The following is a 22,107-nucleotide window of genomic DNA, read 5'->3' as shown; positions in this document are numbered from 1 at the left end:
GGCGAAGGTCACCAGCGGGGCGCCGCCGAGCGCGGCGAGCGGGGTGAACGGCGAGGCGGTGTTGGCGAACGCCAGCCTGCCCCACGGGAATCCGCCGAACGGCAGCCGGTCGCGGGCCCACTCCTCGGCGACCCACAGGCAGGCGCCCCACAGCGGCCACCCGGGCAGCCGGGAGGAGACGGCGAGCCCCGAGCCCAGCAGCGCGGTGAACAGCGCCTGGAGGACGGAGAGGCCGATCACCGCGTCCCAGCCCACGACGTGCAGCCACTTCAGCAGGACGAGGAAGAACGGCAGTCCGGCCGCGAAGCCCGTCCAGGCGCCCTGGCGGGCGGTGCGTCCCCGGGTCAGCAGCGCCAGGGCGGCGACACCGAGGAGGGAGAGCGGCCACAGGTCGTACGGCGGGAAGGCGAGGCCGAGGACGGCTCCGCAGGCCGCGGCGAGCGCGGTGCGCGGTGCCTCGCGGCGGGCGAGGGCGGTCAGGCGCCCGGTTCTGCCGGGGCGTTCGGGCGCGCCGGCCGGGGCGGGCGGCACCGGGCGGTCGGCCGCGGTGCCGGCTGCTGTCGTGGTGGTGTCGGGGCCCGAGGGCACGTCGCGGCCTTCCTGGTGGTGCGGTGGTGTGCCGACGGTACATCGGCCGCCCGTGCGCGGGGAGGCGGGGTGGTGCGGCGCGGGGTCCGAGAGGGGGTGCGGGATGGGGGCCCGGTGCCCTTCGGGCCGACCTGGGGCCCGCTGGCTGCGGGTCGACCGAGAGCCGTTGTCTACTGAGCGTCCGGGCCCCACCCGGGTCGCACCTCCCGACCGGCCGGATCGTTCCGCCGGGCCGAGCCGCGGGCACTGGACCTGGCTCCCAGCGGCGGTACACCGGTCTCGGCGCACCGCCCCGTGGCCCAGCTGCGTTCGACACGGGCGGAGATCTCCCGATCGGACGTCCTGTGGTGGACCCGGCCGAACCTACCGGCCGCCGACGGGCCGCTGTCAACAGCCGCCCGTTCTGTGCCGTTTTCGCGTCGTACCGGGCCATGGCGCGCCGCCGCAGGTGAAGCGAGGCACCACGGGCGGTGCCCCGGCGGCAGCGCGCCGCCCGATGTCACTCGTTCGGCCGTGCGAAAACCGTGCGTCCGGCGACGACGGTACGCAGGCAGACGGGCAGGTCGGTGCCGGGGGTGAGGTCCGGCAGGCCGGGGGTGCCGGAGCGGGGGTCGGTGGACCAGCGCTCGACCCGCTCGTCAGGGGCCTGGACGACCAGGTCGCCGGTGCGCCAGACGGCGTAGTCGGCGGGGGCGCCGGGCACCAGGACACCGGCGTCGTCGCGGCCGACGGCGCGCCAGCCGCCGCGGGTGTGCGCGGTGAACGCGGCGCGGGCGGAGATGCCGTGGGCGCGGGTGCGGTGGAAGACGGCGGCGCGGACGGTGCCCCAGGGGTCGAGGGGGGTGACGGGGCTGTCGGAGCCGAGTGCGAGCGGGACACCGGCCTTGAGGAGGGCGGCGTACGGGTTGAGGGTGCGGGCCCGTTCGGCGCCCAGGCGGGTGGCGTACATCCCGTCGGGGCCGCCCCAGGCCGCGTCGAAAGCGGGCTGCACGGAGGCGGTCAGGGCCAGGTCGGCGAAGGCGGTGATGGTGGCGTCGGTGAGCATCTCGGCGTGCTCGACGCGGTGGCGGGCGGCGCGTACCCGGCCGAGGCCGACGCGGTCGGCGGCAGCGCGGATGCCGTCGGTGACGGTGGTCAGGGCGGCGTCGCCGATGGCGTGGAAGCCCGCCTGGAGGCCGGCCTCGGTGCAGGCGGCCACATGGGCGGCGACGGCGTCCGCGTCGAGGTGCGCGGTGCCGGTGTGACCGGCGTCGGCGTAGGGGGCGTGGAGGTGGGCGGTGTGGGAGCCGAGCGAGCCGTCGGCGAAGAGGTCGCCGGCGGCGCCCCGCGCGCCGAGCTCGCTGATCCGCCGCGCGTCCTTCGCGGATGTGATCAGTTCGGCCCAGTAGCCGACGACGCGGGGGCCGTGCCCCTCGGCGGCCAGGGCGAGGAGCGCGGTGAGGTCGTCCTCGTCGGAGATGTCCGGGCCGGCGCACTCGTGGAGGGTGCCGATGCCGACGGAGGCCGCGCGGGCGAGGGTGGCGGCCTGCGCCTCGGCGCGGCGGGCGGGGGTGACGGTGGCGTGCGCCGCCGCGCGCACGGCGTGGTGCGCGGCGCCGGTCAGCGGGGCCTCGGGGTGGAATCCGGGCAGGTCGCGGACGCCGGGGACGATGTCGAGCAGGGCGGTGCCGACGACCGCGGAGTGGACGTCGACGCGGGTGAGGTAGAGGGGGCGGCCGCCGGCCGCGGCGTCCAGTTCGGCGCGGGCCGGGGGGCGGCCCTCGGGCCAGGCGCTGGCGTCCCAGCCGTGGCCGAGCAGGACAGTGTCCGCGGGGCGGGCGTCGGCGTAGGCCCGGACGCGGGCGAGGGCGTCGGAAAGTCCTGTGGCGCCGGACAGGTCGAGGCCGGTGAGGGTGAGTCCGGTGGACGTCGTGTGCACATGTGCGTCCGTGAACGCCGGGGTGACGAGTGCGCCGTCGAGGTGGACGACCTCGTCGACGCCGTCGGCGAACGAGTCGGCGGCGCCCTCCTGCCCCACCCAGGCGATGCTGCCGCCCTCCACGACCATGGCGGTGGCGAAGGGGTCGGCGGGACTGTGCACCTCACCGCCGCGCAGCAGGACGGTACGGGGACGGGTCGGCTCGGGGATGCGCTCGCTCATACCGGACAGTTTCGCCCCTGGGAGCGTCCGGACGGCGCGCGGGGTCCCCGGCGGGGCGCGGGTGGCCGGGAGCGTGCGCCCCGGGCCGGTCAGATCCGCGGCGGCCGGGCCTCGTACGGAGTGGAGAGGACGACGGTGGTGCGGGTGGAGACCCCGGCCAGGCTGCGGATGCGGGTGAGCAGGTGCTCCAGCTCCAGCGGGGCGGCCACCCGGACCTTGAGGATGTAGTTCTCGTCGCCCGCGACGCTGTGGCACGCCTCCAGTTCGGGGACCTCCGCGAGGCGTTCGGCGATGTCGTCGGGCGCGCTGGGGTCGAAGGGCTTGACCGAGATGAAGGCGGTCAGCGGCAGTCCCACCGCCTCGGGGTCCACGATGGCGGCATAGCCGCGGATCACCCCGCGCTGCTCCAGGCGGCGCACGCGCTGGTGCACCGCCGAGGTGGACAGGCCGGTGGCCTTGCCCAGGTCGGTGTAGCTCATCCGCCCGTCCTTGACGAGCAGATCCACGATTTGTCGGTCCAACTCCTCCACCCGGACAACCTACTGCGCCACGGCGCCCGGACCCAGCGTGCGCCGCCCCGGGGAGCCCCCTGCGCCGCTCATGTGACCAATGCCACACGTGTGCCCCGGTGCGCGCCGGGTGACGGCGATTATGCACGCGGCATGAAGGGAAATGCTGCTGATGGCCAGGACCGCCCGGCAAGAAGGGCGGCGGCCCGAACCGGGCACACCCGGAGGGGGATGGACATCATGCGACGCCTGGAACAGGAATCCGCGCAGGCGAACGGCCCGTCGGAGGACGACGACCTCGCCTTCCACGACGAGGAGGACGCCTTCGACACACTGGAACTCTTCCGGGTCGTCTGCCCGGACTGCGCGCAGCCGATCGCGCTGCTCGCCGACGAGGACACGCTCCCGGAGCACGCCCTGTGCCCCTCGCCGTGGAACCCGTTCGTCCTGACGGTGTGCCGGGGCTCGGGCCGCCCGGCGTCCGAGGCACCGGCCACCGAGGACACCCGGGAGGCCCAGGAGCAGGACGCGGGGCTGCTGCTCACGCTGCCCGAGGGCCTGGACTGGCGCCGGCAGCCGTTCTCGCACATCGGCGGGCCGGGCACGATCCCGGTCCAGACCCCGCGGATACGCCGCGGGGTCTGAGCCCCGCGCCCACCGCGCCGTCCGGCTCCGGCCCGGCGGGACGGCCCCGCGCAGGGGCGCCCGCCCTCGGAGTGGGACCGACCGCGGCGGCGCCGTGGAGACGGCCCTCCTCCCCACGGCGCCATGACACGCGCCACTGCCCCGCGCGAGGCGACGGCCCTTCCAGGACCGCGATCCGCCTCCGCCACCGCACCGTTCACGACCGGCGCGGCCCGGCCCCTGCCCACCACAGGGACCCGGGTTCCCCAGCCGTCCCCTCGTTCTTCCGCGTTCTTCCGCGCGAAGCGACCGGCCGCGCGCTTCCCGGCCGAGCGGCCCTCACCGGCACGTCGAGCCGCAACCGCCGCTCCCCCACCGTCCGGGCCCTCCTGACCGGGCATCACCCCACCGCGTCCGCCCCCTCCGTACGGACCACCCGGCAGCGCCCCCGGCCGCCGGGCTGCGTCCCCACGGAAGCGCCCGGCACGGGAACCCCGTACCGGGACGACCGGACGCCTCTCCCCCGCTCCCCAGGGCGCTCAGGACCGTGTTTCGGGCCCCGCCAGGTGGCGGGCGATGACCATCCGCTGGATCTGGTTGGTGCCCTCGACGATCTGGAGGACCTTGGCCTCGCGCATCAGGCGCTCGACGGGGAAGTCGGTGGTGTAGCCGTAGCCGCCCAGGATCTGGACGGCGTCCGTGGTCACCCGCATCGCCGCGTCCGTGCAGAAGAGCTTGGCCATCGCCGCCTCCTTGGCGAACGGCAGGCCCTCGTCGCGCCGCCGGGCGGCGGAGAGGTAGAGCGCCCGTCCGGCCTCCACCTGCGTCGCCATGTCGGCCAGCAGGAACCGCAGGCCCTGGAAGTCGGCGATCGGGCGGCCGAACTGGCGGCGCTCGGCGGCGTAGCCGAGGGCCTCGTCGAGGGCCGCCTGGGCGATACCGACGGCGCACGCGGCGATGCCCAGGCGCCCGGAGTCCAGGGCCGCGAGGGCGATGGTGAACCCCTGGCCCTCGTCGCCGATGCGGCGGGAGTCGGGGACGCGGACGCCGTCGAAGTGCAGCTGCGCGGTGGGCGAGCCCTTCAGGCCCATCTTGCGCTCGGGCGGGGCGAAGCCGAGTCCTTCGGCGTCGCCGGGTACCAGGAAGGCGGAGATGCCGCGGGCCCCGCTGCCGCCGGTGCGGGCCAGCACCGTGTAGAAGTCGGCGACGCCGCCGTGGGTGATCCATGCCTTGGTGCCGTCCAGCCGCCAGCCGTCGTCCTCGCGGGTGGCGCGGGTGGTCAGGGAGGCGGCGTCGGAGCCCGCCGCGGGCTCGGAGAGGCAGTAGGCGCCGAGGAGGCCGCCGCCGAGCATGGCCGGAAGGTGTTCGGCGCGCTGTTCCTTGCTGCCGAACCCGGCGAGCGCGTGGCAGGCGAGGGTGTGGACGCTGACGCCGAGGCCGACGGTGAGGCGGACGGCCGCGAGTTCTTCGAGGATCTGGAGGTAGACCTCGTAGGGCTGGGCGCCGCCGCCGAACTCCTCCGGGTACGGGAGGGAGAGCAGTCCGGACTCGGACAGCAGCCGGAAGGTGTCGCGGGGGAAGTGCCCGGCGTCCTCCTCCTCGGCGGCGGTCGGCCGGATCTCGCGCTCGGCCAGGTCGCGGACGAGCGTCAGCAGGTCGCGGGCCTCCTCCGTGGGCAGCCTGCGGTCCACCGGCCGGGGGCCGTACTCGGTCATGGCGGCTCTCCATCCCTGTAGGGCGCCGTGGCGACGCCCGCGCGGGGTTTCGGCGGCGGCGCCGTGGTGCTTGGTGCCGCTCGATGCGCGCCTTCCGGGTCGCGGACGGCGGTGACCTGCGGCTCTGGCGCTAGGAGTATGCCCGATCAAAGGGCCCGCGTCACCAGGTGATCTTCGCCGGTTCATGCGCCCGACCCCAGGGGTTCCGGCCATCAAAATGGTCCGAACCATTGACGCACTGGTCTAGTCCATCTAGCTTCTCCCCCAACGTCCGGCGGGCGACGCCCCGTTCGGACCCCGGTCAGGCTCAACCCCTCGTTCCCCCCTCCGAGGAGACACCATGCGCAGACCGCACCGTCAGCGTTCCTCGCGGACGCTGTTCGCCGCCGCCACCGCCCTGTGTACGACGGCGCTGGCCGGCACCCTGCTCGCCGGGCCGGCCGTCGCCGCCCAGAACGGCGCCCCCGCCGCCGCGGGCAAGGACACCACCGCCGCGCAGCCCGAGGCCGCGGGCGGAAAGGTCGTCGGATACTTCACCAACTGGGGTGTCTACGGCCGCAATTACCACGTGAAGAACATCGAGACCTCCGGTTCCGCGGACAAGCTCACCCACATCAACTACGCCTTCGGCAACGTCCAGGGCGGCCGCTGCGCGATCGGCGACGCGTACGCCGACTACGACAAGGCGTACACCGCCGACCAGAGCGTCGACGGCAAGGCGGACACCTGGGACGACGGCGCGCTGCGCGGCAGCTTCAACCAGCTGCGCAAGCTGAAGAAGCTGCACCCGGACCTCAAGGTCCTGTGGTCCTTCGGTGGTTGGACCTGGTCCGGCGGCTTCGGCGAGGCCGCCAAGAACCCGGCCGCGTTCGCGCAGTCCTGCTACGACCTCGTCAACGACAAGCGCTGGGCCGATGTCTTCGACGGCATCGACATCGACTGGGAGTACCCCAACGACTGCGGTCTGACCTGCGACACCAGCGGCAAGGACTCCCTGGCCAACCTGCTGAAGGCGGTCCGCGAGAAGTTCGGCAAGGACAAGCTGGTCACCGCGGCGATCAGTGCGGACGCCTCGGCCGGCGGCAAGCTCGACAAGGCCGACTACAAGACCGCGGCCCAGTACGTCGACTGGTACAACCCGATGACGTACGACTACTTCGGCGCGTGGGACGCCAAGGGCCCGACGGCACCGCACTCCCCGCTCACCAAGTACGACGGCATCCCGAAGGACGGCTTCAACACCACCGACACCATCACCAAGCTCAAGTCGCTCGGGGTGCCGGCGGACAAGCTGCTGCTGGGCATCGGCTTCTACGGCCGCGGCTGGAGCGGGGTGACCCAGGACGCGCCGGGCGGCACGGCCACCGGGGCGGCCCCGGGCACGTACGAGGCGGGCATCGAGGACTACAAGGTCCTCAAGACCCGCTGCCCGGCCACCGGCAAGGTGGGCGGCACCGCGTACGCCAAGTGCGGTGACCAGTGGTGGAGCTACGACACCCCGGAGACCATCGGCGCGAAGATGGCCTTCAAGGACGCGCAGGGCCTGGGCGGCACGTTCTTCTGGGAGCTGAGCGGGGACACCACGAACGGCGAACTGATCAAGGCGATCAAGTAAGCGCCTGACGCACGCGGTGCGGGGGCGGGAAGCGGCGGCTTCCCGCCCCCGCACCGTTCCCGCCTCTCGCCTCTCTGTTCACCCCCGTCGCGGGGGTTTACGGCCTCGCCCCCGGTGAGCACCATCGGCGTACGGAGCGGAGCCGCATCGGAGAGGTGGCACGTGGTCAACCCTTGGCTGGCGCTGGAGGCGGGCGCCGACCCGGTGGAGCGGACGGCGGCGGTGCGGCGCGCCCACGAGGCATTCCTGGCGGGCCGACCGGTGGCCCCGCCGGTCCGCCCGGTGGTCGCCGAGTCCTGGCGCCGCTCGGCCGCGGCGCGGGCCGCCGCCGACGGCGCGGCCCCCATCGAGCTGGACGGCGAAACCCTGCGGGGCTACCGCGACGGGCACCCGCTGGCCCGCGCGATGCCTCTCCTGCGCGAACTGCTGGGCAGCTTCGCCCAGGACGGCGCGCACCTGATGGCCGTCTGCGACCCGCAGGGGCGGATGCTGTGGGTCGAGGGGCACCCCGGGGTGCGGCGCCACGCGGAGCGGATGAACTTCGTCGCCGGCTCCCGCTGGGACGAGCGGCACGCGGGCACCAACGCCCCGGGGACCGCGCTCGCCGCCGACCACCCCGTACAGATCTTCGCCGCCGAGCACTACAACCGGCAGGTGCAGCGCTGGACCTGCGCCGCGGCCCCGCTGCACGACCCGCGCACCGGGCGGCTGCTGGGCGCCGTGGACATCACCGGCGGCGACCATCTGGCGAGCCCGCACAGCCTGGCGCTCGTCCAGGCCGCCGCCCGCGCCGCCGAGGCCCATCTCGCCACCCGGACTCCCGGCCCGCGGGTGTGCCTGAGCGCGCTGGGGCGGGACGAGGCGCTGCTCGTCGTCGACGGCAGACGGCTGCGGCTCGGGCGCCGGCACAGCGAGATCGCCGTCCTGCTGGCCCACCACCCCGAGGGACTGACGGGTGATCAGCTGGCCGTTCTGCTGTACGGCGAGCGGGAGGTGCGTCCGGTGACGCTGCGGGCCGAGCTCTCCCGGCTGCGGCAGCTGACCGGGCCGCTGCTGGCCTCCCGGCCGTACCGTTTCCTGCGCCCGGTCGGGACCGATCTCGCCCTGGCGGAGGAGGAGCTGTCCGCCGGCGGGGTGCCGGCCGCGCTGGCCGCGTACCGGGGGCCGCTGCTGCCGCGGTCCGAGGCCCCCGGTGTGCGCCGTCTGCGCACCCGGATGGAGGACCGGCTGCGGCGCGCGGTGCTCGCCGGCCGGGACACCGCGCTGCTGCGGCAGTGGACGCGGTCGCCGTGGGGCGAGGACGACCTGGAGGTCTGGGAGGCGCTGGCGGACCATCTCCCGCCACGCTCGGCGGACGGGGCGGACGCGCGGCGCACCGCCGCCCGGCTCCGGTCCGCGTACGGCCTGACGGAGAGCTGACGACGGCTCGCCCCGGGGCCGCCACGCCGAAGGACCGCGCGCAACGTCCCGGCAACGTCCGCGGCCCTACCCTGCGGCGCAGCGCCCTTCGCACGCGAGCGGAGGGCACCGCGCACAGCGATTGGGAGACCGCTCCATGGCCCGTTACGCCAGCCCCGGTTCCGCCGATGCCGTCATGTCCTACCTGCCGCGCTACGACCACTGGATCGGCGGCGAGTTCGTCGCGCCCGTCCGGGGCCAGTACTTCGAGAACCCGACGCCGGTCAACGGGCAGCCGTTCACCGAGGTCGCCCGCGGCACGGCGGAGGACGTGGAGCGCGCGCTGGACGCCGCGCACGCGGCCGCGCCCGGCTGGGCCCGCACCGCGCCGGCCGCCCGCGCGCTCGTCCTCAACAAGATCGCCGACCGGATGGAGCAGCACCTGACGGAGCTGGCGGTCGCGGAGAGCTGGGAGAACGGCAAACCGGTCCGCGAGACACTGGCCGCCGACATCCCCCTGGCCATCGACCACTTCCGCTACTTCGCGGGGGCGGTACGCGCGCAGGAGGGCAGCCTGTCGGAGCTCGACGAGGACACCGTCGCGTACCACTTCCACGAGCCGCTCGGCGTCGTCGCGCAGATCATCCCGTGGAACTTCCCGATCCTCATGGCGGCCTGGAAGGTCGCCCCGGCGCTGGCCGCCGGCAACACCGTGGTCCTCAAGCCGGCCGAGCAGACACCCGCCTCGGTGCACTTCCTGATGGGCCTGATCGCGGACCTGCTGCCGCCCGGCGTCCTCAACATCGTCAACGGCTTCGGCGCGGAGGCCGGCAAACCGCTCGCCGGCAGCCCCCGGGTCGCGAAGATCTCGTTCACCGGCGAGACCACGACCGGACGCCTGATCATGCAGTACGCGTCCGAGCACCTGCGGCCGGTCACCCTGGAACTGGGCGGCAAGAGCCCCAACATCTTCTTCGACGACGTCTCCTCCGCCGCCGACGACTTCCGCGACAAGGCCCTGGAGGGCTTCACCCTCTTCGCCCTCAACCAGGGCGAGGTCTGCACCTGCCCCTCCCGCGCCCTGATCCAGCGCGGCCACTACGCCGACTTCCTGGCGGCCGGGGTGGAGCGTACGGAGAAGATCGTGCAGGGCCACCCGCTGGACACCGACACCATGCTCGGCGCCCAGGCGTCCAACGACCAGCTGGAGAAGATCCTCTCCTACCTGGACATCGGCCGGCAGGAGGGCGCCAAGGTCCTCACCGGCGGCAGCCGCGCCGAACTGGGCGGCGAACTGGAGGGCGGCTACTACGTCCGCCCGACGATCCTGGAGGGCGACAACGCCATGCGCGTCTTCCAGGAGGAGATCTTCGGCCCCGTCGTCGCCGTCACCTCGTTCACCGACTTCGACGACGCGATCACCCTCGCCAACGACACCCTCTACGGCCTCGGCGCCGGCGTCTGGACCAGGGACGGCTCCACCGCCTACCGCGCCGGCCGCGCCATCCAGGCCGGCCGCGTCTGGACCAACTGCTACCACGCCTACCCCGCCCACGCCGCCTTCGGCGGCTACAAGCAGTCCGGCATCGGCCGCGAGAACCACAAAATGGTCCTCGACCACTACCAGCAGACGAAGAACCTTCTGGTGTCGTATTCGGCAAAGGAGATGGGGCTGTTCTAGGGCCTGAGAAAAGGCGCCTGACCTGGGCTTTCGCCGGTCAGGCGCCCTCTCCGCGCCTATCGTGGAACGCAAGCAAAAATATGACCTCACTCCCGATTCCTCCCACCCGTGTCCCGCCTCTGACCAGCTGTTCCGGGGCATTTCCGGGCCAAGCTCGGGCTAACACGACCTCTGTGGCCCCTCATGCCCGTCCCACCGCTGCATGGAGTCCTCGATGAGACGGTTCGCGTGCTCACGCGCCTCGGCGAGGAACTTGGCGCAGTAGCGGAAGAGCACCTGGATGCTCTGTCCCGCCCGGCGCGCGCACTCGGCCGGATCCACTCCGGAGGCCAGCCAGAAGGAGATGCCGGCGTGGCGCAAGTCGTAGGGACGCTGAGCCAGTTCAAGGGCAAGCTCGTCCAGGGTGAGCGCTGCCTCGCGCGCTCGGCGCCAGGTGACGCCGTACGCCGCGGCGTCGATGTGGTTTCCGGCCGCGTTACGGAACACGCGTCCGTCCGGCGCGACGCCGGGCGGTTCGCGGGCGGCAGGTCTGCACAACGTGGATGCGCGAGCACGACACCCGAGCCGAGGCCGGCACCGTCAACATCCTGGAAAGGGCGCGATGTTCGAGATCGAAGGCGTGGGCGTGTTCCTCGGCCTGGACGTCGGCAAGTCCCTGGCTGCTGGAGCGACACAGCTCCCCGGCCGCCCTGCGCAAGGCCGGCCGCCGCAGACTCGTCGAGCTGATCCGCCCGAAAGCCCCGCGCATGGCCCAGCGGCTGACCGACGACGTCTTCGACGCGCTCGACGAGCAGACCGTCGTCGTCCCGGGCACCGGCACCCTGGACATCGTCATCCCTTCCCTGGCCGCGTCCCTGGCCGCCGTCCACACCCAGCGACGGGCGATGGAAGCCCGGATCAACACGCTTCTGGAGGCCCACCCTCTTTCCCCGGTCCTGACGTCGATGCCCGGCGTCGGCGTCAGGACCGCCGCCGTCTGGCCGGTCACCGTCGGCGACGGCACCGCCTGCGCTGCCCGTTCTTCTCGTCCGCCGGGCAGCGGGCCCTCGGCGGCCGGGGGGATCCGGGCGAGATGCAGCCGTTCCCCCTCGGCCGGGCGTCGGGTCACGGTTGGGGACGGGCGCCCCACGGGTCCCCCGGAACCCAGTTGCCGTGGAGGCCGAGAGGGATCCGTACGGGAAGGTGGACACGGGCGACCGGCTCGCCCGTGAAGTCCTGGGCCGACAGGATCACCAGATCCGCCGCCCCGCGCTCGGGGTCGTGCACATAGGCCATGACATATCCGTCGTCCTCGGCGACGGGCGACTCCGCGGGGACGAACACGCCCTCGCCCACGGCCCCGAACCGGCCGAACTCATGCGCCTCCGTCGTACCGCGTACCAGGTCGTGCTTGAGCAGCGCGCTGCTGAACCCCTCGTTCGGCCGCGGGTCCCCGGGACCGGTGGGCGGCGCGTAGAGCTCGACCGCGGCCGAGTACCCGTATCGGTGAGGACGTGCGACACAAAGGGAGTTGACCCGGGGAAACTCCTGAATACGGTCGTCGAGCCGGTCCTCCCGGACCTTTCCGGCGGTCAGGTCGATGCGCCAGCGGTCCAGAGTGGGACGGCTGGTGCCGAAGTCCTTGATGTTGAAGCCCTCCGGGTGCCGGACGATGTCGATGACGATGTCCGTGCCGTCCTCGTAGGCGTTGAGCGTATGCCCCACCAGACTGGGTGCGACCTCGAACCAGCGCACCTCACCGCCCGTGCGCGGCATCACACCCACCCGCGCCTGGTGGGAAGCGTCCCAGAGGAAGGGGACCCCGGTCGGCAGCTGCGCGGCGCTGAACACCACGGGGGCGTCGAAGAGGATCACATGGTGCTCGGTCAGGGCGAAGTCGTGCATGTAGGGATTACCGGGCGCATCGATCAGTGTGGTCCGCACGACCGTGCCGGACTCGTTCATCACGATGTGCTGGACATGCTGCGAGCCGTAGAGAAAGGCGAGCGAGTGCAGTTCCCGGGTGTGCGGGTCGAAGAGGGAATGGGCGTTGGCGCTGTAGCCCTCGGGGGTTGCTCCGAGAGCGCAGGGGCCCACCGTGTCGAGGTCATAGCTGAGCTCGTACGGGCGTATCCCGCCCTCGATCAGGGCGAACGTGCGGCCGGCGAGCCCCGCGACCTGCACGTTCGGCGCCATGTCCAGCCGCTCGTCGACGGGCTTTCCGCGCCGCGGTTCCCCCAGCCGGTCGGCGACGGAGGAGGAGCGCACCCAGCGGTTGCGGTACCACTCGGCCCGGCCGTCGCGGATGCGGACGCCGTGCACCATGCCGTCGCCGAGTGTCCAGATGTGGGCGGCGGGGTCCTCGATGCCGAGCGGGTTGGGGCCGATGCGCAGATAGCGGCCGTTGAGGTGGGCGGGTATCCGGCCGGTGACCGGCAGATCGAACGCGGTGACCTCTTCGGTGACCGGCGCGAAACTCCCCGACAGATAGCGGTTGATCTTCATGACGTCTGTCCCTGTCCCTGCTCGTCGGCGAGGAAAGCCTGTCCCACCGCCGCCATGAGTGTGTCGAAGCGGCGGGCCGCGACCTCCGGCGGGAAATGACCGGCGATCTCCAGGCTCACCGCCCCATGCGCCGCCGCCCAGAAGAGCTTTGAGATCTCGTGCGCGTCTCCCGGCCCGAACACGCCGGAGTCGACGCATGCCTGAACGGCTGCCACGGAGGCGTCGAAGGCACTCTCGGCCGCGCCCAGGGCCTCGGCACTCGGCCGGTAGCCGGGCACCGCCTGCTCGAACATCAGCCGGTAGTAGGCCGGTTCGGCCAGTGCGTGTGCACGGTAGGCGGTCGCGAGGTCGGTCAGCCGGACCAACGGGTCCTCCGCACCGGCGACTTGCTGCTGCGCCGCCCGCAGGCGGGCGAAGCCCTCCCGGTAGAGCGCGTCAACCAGCCCTTCCTTGCCACCGAACATGGTGTACAGGACCTTGGTCGAAGCGCCGATCCCCGTGGCGATCCGCCGCATCGTCAGCGCGGCCGGTCCCTCGGCGACCAGCAGGTCTATGGCGTGGTCAAGGATCGTGGTGCGCACGGCTGCTTGGCCGGCGCGTTGAGCGTCCTGGTAAGGCGTGTTCACGGTAACACCGTATTCGATGGGTAACGTTGTTACCAGCCCCATAGGGGATCGGGTACGAATAGGTGAGGTAGGCAGGTCGTGGTCGTGCCGGTGGGGTTTCCGACCGGCGAGCAGGCCAAGGCGTACGGGGCGTTCACCGGAGGCCCACACGCCCGGCGTCTCGGAACGGAGGCGTCCGGCCTCGGTCCGGCAGTCCCCAGAAGGAGCCGCGCAGACCGGCTTCCGCGAAGTAGGCGCCGGCGGAGGCGGGGTCGCGGCGGCTGTAGCCCGGCTCCAGGCGTCCGGTGTACCAGTCAAGACTTCCGCACGAGCTGTTGATCCACCCTCACCACCTTCGCAGCACCCGTCACAGCCCCTCGTCGTCCCATGGGCCCAGAAGATCGTCACCCATGGCGTGGCCGGGCCCGGTTGCGCCGTCGTGCAGTGATTGTTCGGCCCAGATGACCTTGCCGCGGGCGGTGTACCGGGTGCCCCAGGACTGGGCGAGCTGGGCGATGAGGAACAGGCCGCGTCCGCCCTCGTCCGTGGTGGCTGCCCGTCGCAGGTGCGGGGAGGTGCTGCTGCCGTCGGAGACCTCGCAGATCAGGGTGTTGCGGTCGTGCAGGAGGCGGAGCCGGACGGGGGCTGCGCCGTAGCGGATGGCGTTGGTGACCAACTCGCTGACGATCAGTTCGGTGGTGAAGACGGCCTCGTCCAGGCCCCAGGTCTCCAGCCGGCGGGCGCAGGCGGCGCGGAGGGGGGCCACGGCTGTGGGGCCGCCCGTCACGTCCCACTCGGCGACCTGCTCGGGGTCCAGCATGCGGGTGCGGGCCACCAGAAGGACGATGTCGTCGTCGGGGCGGGCGGGCAGCAGGGCATCGATCACCGTCCGGCAGGTCTGTTCCGGTGAGTGGTCCGGATGGGCGAGGGCCTCACGCAGGAGTCCGAGGCCGGTGTCGAGGTCGCGGTCGCGGCTTTCGACGAGTCCGTCGGTGAAGAGGGCGAGCCGGGTGCCGGCGGGCAGGTGCAGTTCCGCGCTCTCGACCGGCAGGCCGGTGTTGAGGCCGAGGGGCGGGGAGACGGGGACGTCGGGGAAGGTGACGGTGCCGTCGAGGTGGACGAGGGCAGGGCCCGGATGGCCGGCCCGGGCCACGGCACACCTGCCGGAGACCGGGTCGTAGATCGCATACAGGCAGGTGGCGCCGGTGACGGGGGCGCCGTTGCCTTCGGCGGTGTACTCCTGGTCGATGCGGGCGACGAGCTCGTCGAGGTGACCGAGGAGTTCGTCGGGCGACAGGTCGAGCGCGGAGAAGTTGTGGATGGCGGTGCGCAGACGACCCATGGTGGCGGAGGCGTGCAGGCCGTGGCCGACGACGTCGCCGACCACCAGGGCCACCCGGGCCCCGGACAGCGGGATGACGTCGAACCAGTCGCCGCCCACCCCGGCCTGGGCCGGCAGATAGCGGTACGCGACCTCGACGGCGGATTGCTCGGGCAGCTCGCGGGGCAGCAGGCTGCGCTGCAAGGTGACGGCCATCGCGTGCTCACGGGTGTAGCGGCGGGCGTTGTCGATGCACACGGCCGCGCGGGCGGCCAGTTCCTCGGCGAAGGACAGGTCGTCCTCGTCGAAGGGCTGGTTCTCCGAGCGCCAGAAGTTGGCCGTCCCCAGCACGATTCCGCGCGCCCGCAGCGGTGCCGAGATCAGGGAGTGGACGCCGTATTCCAGGATCGTCCGGGCGCGTTCCGGGTCCTGGGCACGCCAGCCGTCGGAGGCCGCCAGGTCGGGTTCGAGCACCGAACGGCCTGTTGCCAGACCGGCGACCACGGGGTTGGCGGGGATGAACCGGATCAGCTCGCCGACCGGGAAGAGGGGCTGGTCGGCGCGGATGCCGCGGACGGCGGTGCGGCGCATTTCGGTGCTCGTGCCCTCCGGCTCCTCCCCTCGCAGGACGGGGTCCCGCAGCTCGACGGTGACGAAGTCGGCGAACCGGGGGACGGCCACTTCGGCCAGTTCCTCGGCGGTTCGTACCACGTCCAGCGTGGTACCGATCCGGACCCCGGCGTCGTACAGCAGCCTCAGACGCGCCCGCGCCACCTCCGCCCGGCTCGTCACGGCGCGCAGCTCGGTGGTGTCACGCAGCGTTGCCACGCTGCCCGCCTGGCCCGCATGGCCCACGGGCCGCAGGTTGACGGCAAGCAGCCGGTCCTCCGCGAGGTGGACCTCGTCGGTGGCCGTCCGCCCGGAGGCCAGCAGCCCGGCGATGTCCGGCGCCAGGCCGAGGTCGGTGACGGGGCGCTGCTCCGCGTCCGCGGGCAGGTCCAGCAGCCGTCTCGCCTCGTCGTTGGCCAGCAGCAGCCGCCCGTCCCCCGCGATGATCAGCACGCCCTCCCGGACCGCGTGCAGCACCGCGTCATGGTGCTCGTACATCCGGGTCATCTCGGTGGGGTCGAGGCCCCGGGTCTGGCGCCGCAGCCGCGCGCTCACCAAGGCGGAGCCGCCGCCGGCCAGCAGGAGGGCGCCTCCGGCGCCGCCGAGGAGCATGGGCAGCTGCTGCTCCACCGTCTTGTTCACGCTCTTGACCGTGATCTCGGGGGTGACGATGCCGGCGACCGAGCCGTCGGGCCGGAACACGGGGACCGCCGCGTACACGGCCAGCCCCAGAGGGTCCACGACGATATGTGTGAAGGCCTTGCCCCGCACGGCCTCCTTGTACGGGCCGACATAGCGCTTCCCGATCAGATGCGGGTCACGGTGGGTGAGACGGATGCCGTTTGTCGTGGCCACGACCATGTTGTCGAGGTTGGACCGCTGCTCCGCCCTCTGGGTGAGCGGCTGGAGCACCGCGGTGGGATCAGGGCCGTCCAGCGCCTTCACGATCCCCGGAGAGTTGGCGAACGCCTCGCCGGCGGCCAGCACCTCGTTGCGGGCCGCCTCCGTGCCTTGACGCCTGGCCTGGAGCACCAGTGCCCCCAGCGCCGCGGCGACCATGATCGCCACCACCACCAGTTGCAGGAGGAACACCTGGCCCGCGACACTCCGCGCGCGCAGCAGCGAGCGCAAGCACTGCCCCCGCGAACGGCGCGAAGCTTCCCGCTCGTCCCCGGACCGAGCGCTCCGCGTAGGCCAGTGTCGGAAACGGGACAGTATATCCATGTTTTCAATTCTCAATTGGAGGGTGGCAGCTTGCACGCTGTACGGCCGGGGTCCGCGTCTCAAGTGGCCGGGCAGGGTCGGTGTGGGCCGGGGCCGGGGCCGACGGTCACAACCATCCGTGGCGCTGGGCCTGCAGCGCCAGCTGGAAGCGGTTCGCGGCGCCCAGCCGGGCCATCAGGACCTGGAGGCGGCGGAAGAGCGTACGGCGGCTGATTCCCAGTTCGCGAGCGATGGCGTCGTCGCTCGCGCCGCCGGCCAGGAGCCACAGCAGACGGCGGTCGGCGGGGTGCAGACCGCCGGGGCGGGTCGTGTCGCCGTGGAGGGGCAGAGCGTGCTGCCACGACTGTTCGAACAGTGCGATGAGCGCGGAGAGCAGACCGCACGGCTGGACGACCAGCATGGTGTTGTGCACGTCGGCCTCTTTGATCGACAGGGACACCAGCGCGTACGCCTCGTCGATGATCAGGAGTTTGACGGGGACGGACGGCAGCACTCTGGCCTGTTCACCGGCGTTGACGCACGGTTCGATGACGTGTGCCAGGTGGTCGGGGCGTTCCAGCGACTCGCGGGAGTACACGACGCGTTGCGTGACCCCGCGGGCCAGCGTGGCCAGTGCGTCGTCGGTGGCACTGGCCACAGGGAAGTAGGGGGGCGACTCGAACTGCCGGATCTGGTGACGGGCGCTGTCCCAGGCCTGACGCAACCTGGGCCCGATGGCGTCGCCGGTGACGATCTCGACGAGGTGGTCGCCGTGGGCCGCGAGCCGCCGGCGCCGGATCGCGTCGAAGGCGCCCGCGACCGCGATGCGGGATTTCTCGACCTCGGCCACACGACGCCGCGCGAGGACCTCAAGGCCGGCCGCCGGAGCCACCGGCGCCACCACGTCCTCGTCCCTCTCGGCGGCACCGGCCAGCCCGGCGTCGACGAGCTCGCCGTACGCCGTGGCCAGTCCGGGACCGTCCAGCCCGGCCGCGGCGGCGATCTCGCGCAGCGGCGCGGGGGCCAGCCGCAGCAGGATGAGATAGACCCGGGCCGCCTCCTGACCGATGCCCAGGAGCCGCAGTGCCTCGCCGAGATGCGCGTGCGTCATGAGCCGCATTATCGACAGTCCGGTCGGCCGGACGTGGCCGGTCTGTGCCAGTGGCACCACTGGGCGCCGTACGCGCACATCGCGGGATAACGTCGCCGGGCCGCCGGCACATGGCGGCACCCGACTCCCAGGAAGGCGGACGCAGTGGCAGAACGCCGCAAGAACGGTGCGTACTCAGGGATCTCCGAGGAACTGTCCGCGTTGATGCGGACAGGTTGGGCGGACACCGAGAGGCGCGGACTGACGCTCGACGAGCAGGCTCCGTACGCGGCCGCGCGCCGGGCCGCGCTCTCCGCGCGCTTCCCCGGTGAACGGCTCGTGATCCCTTCGGGCAACCTCAAGGTCCGTTCGAACGACGACAGCTACCCGTTCCGGCCGTACTCGGGCTATGTGCACATGACCGGCGACCAGGCCCGGGACGGTGCCCTCGTCCTCGAACCCCGTGCGGACGGCGGTCACGACGCCTCCTGCTACCAACTCCCGCGGGACAGCAGGGACAACAACGAGTTCTGGATCGGATACACGGCGGAGCTGTGGATGGGCCGCCGCCGCTCCCTCGCCGAGGCGGAGCGCGTGCTCGGCCTGCCGTGCCGGGACGTCCGCACGGCGGTCGCCGAACTGGCGGCCGTCTCCGGCACCCCGACCCGCATCGTCCGCGGAATCGACCCGTCCCTGGAGGCCGCCGTCGCCACCGAGGCGGAGCGCGACGCGGAGCTGGAAGAGGCCCTCAGCGATCTGCGCACCGTGAAGGACGCGTGGGAGATCAAGGAGATCCGCTCGGCCGTGGACTCCACGGTGCGCGGATTCACGGATGTCGTCGGTGAACTGTCGCGGGCGGTCGCGTCGTCCGAGCGGTGGATCGAGGGCACCTTCTTCCGCCGCGCCCGCCTTGAGGGCAACGCCGTGGGCTACGGCACGATCTGCGCCGCGGGCGAGCACGCCACGATCATGCACTGGACCGACAATGACGGACCGGTGCGCCCCGGGGAGCTGCTCCTGCTCGACGCGGGCGTGGAGTCGCGCACCCTGTACACGGCCGACGTGACGCGCACCCTGCCGATCAGCGGCACCTTCTCCCCTGTCCAGCGCAGGGTCTACGACGCGGTGTACGAGGCCCAGGAGGCGGGCATGGCGGCCGTCAAGCCGGGTGCCGCGTACCGCGACTTCCATGAGGCGGCCCAGCGTTGTCTGGCAGCGCGGCTGGTCGAGTGGGGCTTCATCGAGGGACCTGCCGACCGCGCGTACGAGCTGGGCCTCCAGCGCCGTTTCACGATGGCCGGTACCGGCCACATGCTCGGCCTGGACGTCCACGACTGCGCGCAGGCCCGGACCGAGGAGTACGTCGACGGCGTACTGGAGCCGGGCATGGTGCTCACCGTCGAGCCCGGCCTCTACTTCCAGCCGGACGACCTGATCGTGCCCCAGGAGTGGCGCGGCATCGGCGTACGCATCGAGGACGACCTGCTCGTCACCGCCGACGGCCACGAGAACCTGTCGGCGGGCCTGCCGCGGTCCGCGGACGAGGTCGAGGCGTGGATGGCCCGGGTCGCGGGCTGAGCGCACCGATAACCGGGCCGAGGGCAGGCCCGCCGCCCGGCCGGCCTGCCCTCGCGTGACCCGCGAGCCCCCGACCTCACACAAGAGCGAGCGGACGAGCCGGTCGGCTCCGCCGCCGGGTTCATGAACGGGCCGGTGCCGGTGGTCTTCTCACAGCGGCCGAACACCTTCGCGGCGTGGACGTCGTGAGCGGACGGGTGGCCAGGGCGCCGCCGCGTCCGCAGGTGTGGTTCACCCGCATCGCGCGGGCCCGGGCCGGGGGGAGGGTGGGGTGGCAGCGGGGCACTCGGGGCCATCGGACAGGCAGTGCGGAGGGACATGGCGGGCGAGCCCATCGGCCGAAGTGGCTCACTGGCGAGCCGCGGCCGTCCCCGCCCGCCGTGGCAGTGGAGCCCAGGCATCGCGGCGGTCGGCGGGTGCCCGGGCTTGGACCGGCCAGATCACTCCGTCACGGGCAGGCACTCGGCGAGCAGATCGACGCCGTCGCGCCCGAGTTCCAGCACGATGGCGCCCCCGGTGCCGTAGCCGACGGCGGCGATCCGGTCGGGATCGGTCCGCGGTTCGGCGCGCAGCACATCGAGCGCCGCATGGCCGATGCCCCGCATCCGGTCGGGGTCGGCGAGCAGCGGCATGCAACGGGCCAGCATCTCCTCGGGGTCGTCCACATAGCGTCCGCCGTGGATGTCGAAGGCAAGCGCCACGTAGCCCAGTTCGGCGAGGGTGTCGGCCCGGCGGCGCTCGACGTCGCTGAGCCCCGTGCCCTCTGGTCCAAGCAGCACCGCGGGTCGGCGACCGGTACCGGCCGGGAGCGCGAGGTGCCCGATCATCGTCAGACCGTCGGCCGGGTACCGGACCGTGCACGTGGTAATCGTCGTCATGCGACGGGACCGTAGTGATCGTCGAGTCCGGTCGGGCCGGGGTTCGCCGCCGGCAGAACAGCGCGCGGGTACGCCACCACGTCCCAAGGCATCGGCGCCTCCCGGCACACAGCGCCCGGCACCGGTCCCTCCCCCGTGGTTGTGAGGATGCCGTGAGTGAGGGGAGTTCGGCTTCCGGCTTCCGGCGCCCCTCCCTATCCTCCGGTGCCCATGACGACAGAACATGCGCAGCAGTCCCAGGGGCGCGACGGCCACAGCCGCAGGCGCTTCCTGATGGCGACCGGGAGGGCGGTCGCCGGGGTCGTCGGCGCGGGAGCGCTCGGCGTCCCCGGGGTTGCCGGCAGCGCGGACGCGGCCCCCTCCGGCAAGCGCGTCGCCGTCCTCGGCGGTGGGGTCTCCGGACTCAGCGCCGCCCACGAACTCGCCGAACGCGGCTACCGGGTCACGGTCTACGAGTACTACGACGCCGTCGGCGGCAAGGCCCGCTCGATGGATGTCCCCGGGAGCGGAACGGGCGGCCGCAAACCGCTTCCCGGCGAGCACGGCTTCCGCTTCTTCCCCGGCTTCTACCGGAATCTTCCGGACACCCTGCGCCGTATCCCCTTCCCCGGCAACGCGGACGGCGTCCACGGCAACCTCCGCAGCGGCACGGAGGCGTTGTTCGCGCGCGGCTCGGGCCGCCCGGACCTGCACTTCCCGTTGCGACGGGTCACCACCCCGCCCGCCCCCGGGGACCTCACCCCGTCCTGGATCCGCGACCAGATCCTGTCGGTGCTGGACCTCGCCACTCACCTGCCCGCCACCGAGGCCGCCTACTACGCGGGCCGCCTCCTGGTCCACCTCACCAGTTGCGACGCCCGCCGTGAGGGCCAGTGGGAGAAGGTCACATGGTGGGACTTCATCCGGGCCGACGAGATGAGCCGCGAGTACCAGGTGCTCCTCGGCATCGGCCAGACCCGTAACCTCGTCGCCACCCGCGCCGAGACCGCCTCCACCCGTACCGTCGGCCGCGTCATCATCGAGGCCCTCCTCCTGTGGGGCCTGCTCGGCCGCGGCATGGACGGCGACGCGGACATCGACCGGGTGCTGAACGCCCCGACCAGCGAGGCATGGATCGACCCCTGGGAGAAGCATCTGCGCTCCCTGGGCGTCGAGTTCGCGCTCGGCACCGAGGTCCGGGAGGTGGAGTACGGCGGCGGCCGGGTGACCGGCGTACGGGTGGCGGCGCGCGACGGCGGCCGGCAACGCACCATCACGGCCGACCACTACGTCTCCGCTCTCCCCGTCGAGCACGCGCGCGTGACCTGGGGCCCGGCCCTGCGCGCCGCCGACCCGCAGCTCGGGCGGTGCGACGCGCTGAAGACGGACTGGATGACCGGCGTGATGTTCTACCTGCGCACGCCCACCCCCGTCGTGCACGGCCACATCAACTGCCTCGACTCGCCGTGGGCGGTCACCGCGATCGGCCAGGCGCAGTTCTGGGATGTGCGGGACTTTTCGCGTGACTACGGGGACGGGCAGGCCCACGAGTGCCTGTCCGCGATCATCTCCGAGTGGGACAAGCCCGGCATCCTGTACGGCAAGACGGCCCGCGAGTGCGCCAAGGACGAGATCGTCGCCGAACTGTGGGCCCAGCTGAAGGACGGACTGAACGACTCCGGCAAGACGACGCTCAGGGACGAGGACCGGCTCGGCTGGTTCATGGACCCGGCGGTGACGGGCCTCGGCGGCCCCGCCCCGCAGAACCGCGAACAACTCCTCATTCACCCCGCCGGCACCCTCTACCACCGCCCGTCGGCGAGAACAGCGGTGCCGAACTTCTTCCTCGCGGGCGACTACGTCCGTACGGATGTGGACCTGGCGACCATGGAGGGCGCCAACGAATCCGCGCGACGCGCCGTCAACGCACTCCTGGACGCGGACCATTCGCCTGCTGAACGGTGTCGCGTCTGGGAGTTGTTCCGGCCGCCGGAGATGGAACCCCTCAAGCGGGTCGACGAGGTGCGTTATCGGCTGGGGCTGCCGAATACCTTCGACCTGGGGTAGTACCCGGCACCGGGTCGTGCCGG

14 protein-coding genes and 3 pseudogenes are annotated in these 22,107 nt (G+C 72.6%); 7 read left to right on the top strand and 10 right to left on the bottom strand.

Annotation, left to right across the window (positions count from 1 at the left end):
* The 3 genes and pseudogenes from AC51EU_RS02085 to AC51EU_RS02075 all read right to left on the bottom strand — a co-directional run.
* A pseudogene (locus tag AC51EU_RS02085) lies at nt 1–588 on the bottom strand (apolipoprotein N-acyltransferase); the annotation flags it as partial.
* 499 nt (nt 589–1,087) lie between these two features.
* Nucleotides 1,088–2,728: an amidohydrolase gene (locus tag AC51EU_RS02080; RefSeq protein WP_496264855.1), complete on the bottom strand. Its 1,641-nt coding sequence runs from the start codon at nt 2,726–2,728 to the stop codon at nt 1,088–1,090.
* An 89-nt stretch (nt 2,729–2,817) separates the two neighbouring features.
* Nucleotides 2,818–3,258 (bottom strand): Lrp/AsnC family transcriptional regulator, encoded by a 441-nt coding sequence (locus AC51EU_RS02075; RefSeq protein ID WP_496264854.1) that lies wholly within the window; start codon nt 3,256–3,258, stop codon nt 2,818–2,820.
* 210 nt (nt 3,259–3,468) lie between these two features.
* Here AC51EU_RS02075 and AC51EU_RS02070 point away from each other — a divergent pair, with 210 nt between their 5' ends.
* Entirely contained in the window at nt 3,469–3,882 is a 414-nt protein-coding gene (locus tag AC51EU_RS02070) for a hypothetical protein (protein WP_496264853.1), read from the top strand.
* A 518-nt stretch (nt 3,883–4,400) separates the two neighbouring features.
* Here AC51EU_RS02070 and AC51EU_RS02065 read toward each other — a convergent pair.
* On the bottom strand, nt 4,401–5,576 hold the full coding sequence (locus AC51EU_RS02065; RefSeq protein WP_496264852.1) for an acyl-CoA dehydrogenase family protein: 1,176 nt from the start codon (nt 5,574–5,576) through the stop codon (nt 4,401–4,403).
* A 340-nt stretch (nt 5,577–5,916) separates the two neighbouring features.
* On the opposite strand from AC51EU_RS02065, the gene AC51EU_RS02060 reads away from it, so the two are divergent.
* From AC51EU_RS02060 to exaC, 3 genes are all read left to right on the top strand, one after another.
* Nucleotides 5,917–7,191, top strand: coding sequence for a glycoside hydrolase family 18 protein (locus tag AC51EU_RS02060; RefSeq protein ID WP_496264851.1), 1,275 nt, complete (start codon nt 5,917–5,919; stop codon nt 7,189–7,191).
* A gap of 162 nt (nt 7,192–7,353) precedes the next feature.
* Nucleotides 7,354–8,610, top strand: coding sequence for a GAF domain-containing protein (locus AC51EU_RS02055; RefSeq protein ID WP_496264850.1), 1,257 nt, complete (start codon nt 7,354–7,356; stop codon nt 8,608–8,610).
* A 136-nt stretch (nt 8,611–8,746) separates the two neighbouring features.
* Nucleotides 8,747–10,270, top strand: a complete 1,524-nt coding sequence (gene exaC, locus AC51EU_RS02050; protein ID WP_496264849.1) for an acetaldehyde dehydrogenase ExaC — start codon at nt 8,747–8,749, stop codon at nt 10,268–10,270.
* Nucleotides 10,271–10,429: 159 nt separating this feature from the next.
* On the opposite strand, the gene AC51EU_RS02045 is transcribed toward exaC, so the two are convergent.
* Entirely contained in the window at nt 10,430–10,756 is a 327-nt protein-coding gene (locus AC51EU_RS02045; protein ID WP_496264848.1) for a hypothetical protein, read from the bottom strand.
* 161 nt (nt 10,757–10,917) lie between these two features.
* Here AC51EU_RS02045 and AC51EU_RS02040 point away from each other — a divergent pair.
* Nucleotides 10,918–11,278 (top strand): annotated as a pseudogene (locus AC51EU_RS02040) (IS110 family transposase); the annotation flags it as partial.
* 96 nt (nt 11,279–11,374) lie between these two features.
* Here AC51EU_RS02040 and AC51EU_RS02035 read toward each other — a convergent pair.
* The 4 genes from AC51EU_RS02035 to AC51EU_RS02020 form a co-directional block, all read right to left on the bottom strand.
* Nucleotides 11,375–12,754: a carotenoid oxygenase family protein gene (locus tag AC51EU_RS02035; RefSeq protein WP_496264847.1), complete on the bottom strand. Its 1,380-nt coding sequence runs from the start codon at nt 12,752–12,754 to the stop codon at nt 11,375–11,377.
* Nucleotides 12,751–13,380 (bottom strand): TetR/AcrR family transcriptional regulator, encoded by a 630-nt coding sequence (locus AC51EU_RS02030; protein ID WP_496264846.1) that lies wholly within the window; start codon nt 13,378–13,380, stop codon nt 12,751–12,753. The genes AC51EU_RS02035 and AC51EU_RS02030 overlap by 4 nt, the downstream gene beginning before the upstream one ends.
* Before the next feature lie 346 nt (nt 13,381–13,726).
* Nucleotides 13,727–16,513: a SpoIIE family protein phosphatase gene (locus AC51EU_RS02025; protein WP_496264845.1), complete on the bottom strand. Its 2,787-nt coding sequence runs from the start codon at nt 16,511–16,513 to the stop codon at nt 13,727–13,729.
* Between the two features lie 106 nt (nt 16,514–16,619).
* Complete coding sequence (locus AC51EU_RS02020) at nt 16,620–17,603, bottom strand: helix-turn-helix transcriptional regulator (RefSeq protein WP_496264844.1); 984 nt, start codon at nt 17,601–17,603, stop codon at nt 16,620–16,622.
* Nucleotides 17,604–17,747: 144 nt separating this feature from the next.
* On the opposite strand from AC51EU_RS02020, the gene AC51EU_RS02015 reads away from it, so the two are divergent.
* A complete protein-coding gene (locus AC51EU_RS02015; RefSeq protein WP_496264843.1) occupies nt 17,748–19,160 on the top strand; it encodes an aminopeptidase P family protein in 1,413 nt (470 codons plus the stop codon).
* A 464-nt stretch (nt 19,161–19,624) separates the two neighbouring features.
* Here AC51EU_RS02015 and AC51EU_RS02010 read toward each other — a convergent pair.
* Nucleotides 19,625–20,038 (bottom strand): annotated as a pseudogene (locus AC51EU_RS02010) (dienelactone hydrolase family protein); the annotation flags it as partial.
* Nucleotides 20,039–20,248: 210 nt separating this feature from the next.
* On the opposite strand from AC51EU_RS02010, the gene AC51EU_RS02005 reads away from it, so the two are divergent.
* Nucleotides 20,249–22,084, top strand: a complete 1,836-nt coding sequence (locus AC51EU_RS02005; protein WP_496264842.1) for a hydroxysqualene dehydroxylase — start codon at nt 20,249–20,251, stop codon at nt 22,082–22,084.
* Nucleotides 22,085–22,107: the final 23 nt, after the last annotated feature.

The sequence above is a fragment of the Candidatus Streptomyces philanthi genome, from assembly GCF_059553635.1.
This window is presented reverse-complemented; position numbering and strand designations above follow the sequence as displayed.

Excerpts from the sequence above, each read along its gene's own strand:
- AC51EU_RS02035 (WP_496264847.1), bottom strand. The coding sequence starts at position 12,754 with ATGAAGATCAACCGCTATCTGTCGGGGAGTTTCGCGCCGGTCACCGAA.
- AC51EU_RS02060 (WP_496264851.1), top strand. The coding sequence starts at position 5,917 with ATGCGCAGACCGCACCGTCAGCGTTCCTCGCGGACGCTGTTCGCCGCC.
- AC51EU_RS02025 (WP_496264845.1), bottom strand. The coding sequence starts at position 16,513 with ATGGATATACTGTCCCGTTTCCGACACTGGCCTACGCGGAGCGCTCGG.
- AC51EU_RS02020 (WP_496264844.1), bottom strand. The coding sequence starts at position 17,603 with ATGACGCACGCGCATCTCGGCGAGGCACTGCGGCTCCTGGGCATCGGT.
- AC51EU_RS02065 (WP_496264852.1), bottom strand. The coding sequence starts at position 5,576 with ATGACCGAGTACGGCCCCCGGCCGGTGGACCGCAGGCTGCCCACGGAG.
- AC51EU_RS02005 (WP_496264842.1), top strand. The coding sequence starts at position 20,249 with ATGACGACAGAACATGCGCAGCAGTCCCAGGGGCGCGACGGCCACAGC.
- exaC (WP_496264849.1), top strand. The coding sequence starts at position 8,747 with ATGGCCCGTTACGCCAGCCCCGGTTCCGCCGATGCCGTCATGTCCTAC.
- AC51EU_RS02080 (WP_496264855.1), bottom strand. The coding sequence starts at position 2,728 with ATGAGCGAGCGCATCCCCGAGCCGACCCGTCCCCGTACCGTCCTGCTG.
- AC51EU_RS02070 (WP_496264853.1), top strand. The coding sequence starts at position 3,469 with ATGGACATCATGCGACGCCTGGAACAGGAATCCGCGCAGGCGAACGGC.